The sequence below is a fragment of the Photorhabdus sp. RM322S genome, from assembly GCF_042879395.1.
Taxonomy (GTDB): domain Bacteria; phylum Pseudomonadota; class Gammaproteobacteria; order Enterobacterales; family Enterobacteriaceae; genus Photorhabdus; species Photorhabdus khanii.
Genome location: NZ_JBHFKW010000116.1, coordinates 1 through 1,782, shown reverse-complemented (window position 1 = coordinate 1,782; position 1,782 = coordinate 1). Strand labels below are relative to the sequence as shown.

Annotated in this window: 1 protein-coding gene; it reads left to right on the top strand. The window is 55.1% G+C overall.

Translation table 11 applies throughout. From position 1 onward, the window contains the following. Positions 1-1,782, top strand: a 1,782-nt coding sequence (locus ACGF63_RS22790) for an AMP-binding protein (protein WP_387633363.1), incomplete at both ends; no start/stop codon positions are given.

Sequence of the window (1,782 nt, the reverse complement as noted above, 5' to 3'; positions counted from 1 at the left end):
CTACCGCCGCTGGTGATCCAATACCCTGATTACGCCGCCTGGCAGCGTCAGTGGCTGTCGGCTGAACGGGTTCAGGCTCAATCCGACTATTGGCGTACCTTGCTGGCTGACGCGCCGGTGTTACTGGATTTGCCAACCGATCGACCACGCCCTCCTCAGCAGTCGTTTGTGGGGAATAGGGTGCCTATTGACCTGGATGCGGAATTGACACAATCCCTTAAGCATTTGAGTGAACAGCAAGGCGTCACGTTATTCATGACCCTGTTGTCGGCCTGGGCGACGGTCCTGTCGCGCCTGTCAGATCAGGAGGATGTGGTTATCGGCACACCGAGCGCAGGCCGCAGTCGTCAGGAAGTGGAATCCCTGATCGGTTTTTTTATCAATACGCTGGCGTTACGCATTAATTTATCGGGTGCACCGAGTGTGATTGAGTTGCTGGCGTATGTGCGGCAAACCGCATTGGCGGCACAGGCACATCAGGACCTGTCGTTTGAACAGGTGGTGGAAATAGTGCAGCCACCGCGTAGATTAGCGCATACCCCGCTGTTCCAGGTGATGTTTGCCTGGCAGAACAATGAGATCCCGGAATGGAAACTACCCGGGTTGGCTGTCTCATCTGTTGATCCCGCTCTTGGCACAGTCAAGTTTGATCTGGAACTGGCACTGTTTGAGGAGAATGGCAGGATTTTGGGTACGTTGAGTTATGCTGCGGCCCTGTTTGACCAACAGACGATTGAGCGCTACGTGGGGTATCTGCACACGGTACTGCAAGCGATGGTGGCTCATCCTCAACAGTCAATTGGGGAAATCGATATTTTGGCCCCGGCAGAGCGCAGGCTATTGCTGGCAACCTGGAACGCCACGGAAACCCCCTATCCTGACCTGCTGTGTATTCATCAGTTATTTGAACAACAGGCCGAGAAAACACCGGATGCGACGGCACTGGTGTATGAAGACCAGACTTTCAGCTATGCCGAGCTGAATGCCCGTGCTAACCGGTTGGCGCATCAACTGATTGCGCTGGGCGTGGAGCCGGACCAGCGGGTGGCGATTTGCGTGGCGCGTTCACCGGCGATGGTAGTGGGATTGCTGGCGGTACTGAAAGCGGGTGGGGCTTATGTGCCGTTGGATCCTGCCTATCCGGGTGAGCGTTTGGGGCATATTTTGATTGATGCGGCACCGGCTATTTTGCTGGCGGATAACGCCGGACGTACAGCGTTGGGTGAGAACGTCCTTGTGAGCCTGACGGTGCTTGACCCGAATGAATTGCCTGACCAGCCGGACAGTCACCCGCAGATTCCTGCCTTGACTTCACGGCATCTGGCGTATGTGATTTATACCTCCGGCTCAACCGGCACGCCGAAAGGGGTGATGGTTGAACATCATAGTGTGGTTAATCTGGCTCTGGCGCAAATTACCCGGCTTGACGTGAAGGTGACCAGTCGGATATTGCAGTTTATTTCCTTTGGTTTCGATGCCAGTGTCGCGGAAATGATGACTGCATTGGGTGGTGGGGCCAGTCTGGTTATTCCTGCCGACACGGTTCGTCAGGATCCATTACGCCTTTGGCATTATCTGGAAGAACAGAGAGTGACGCACGCTTTCCTGACACCGGCTTTTCTCCAGGAAGGGGGGGATTTACCGGCGCTAACGATAAAGCCAACCTTGATACTGGGTGGTGAAGCACCCAGTACGGCGCTGCTTCAGGCATTGCGGAGTCGGGTAAATCTGTTCAATGATTATGGTCCGACAGAAACCACGGTGTGTGCCACCACCTGGCAT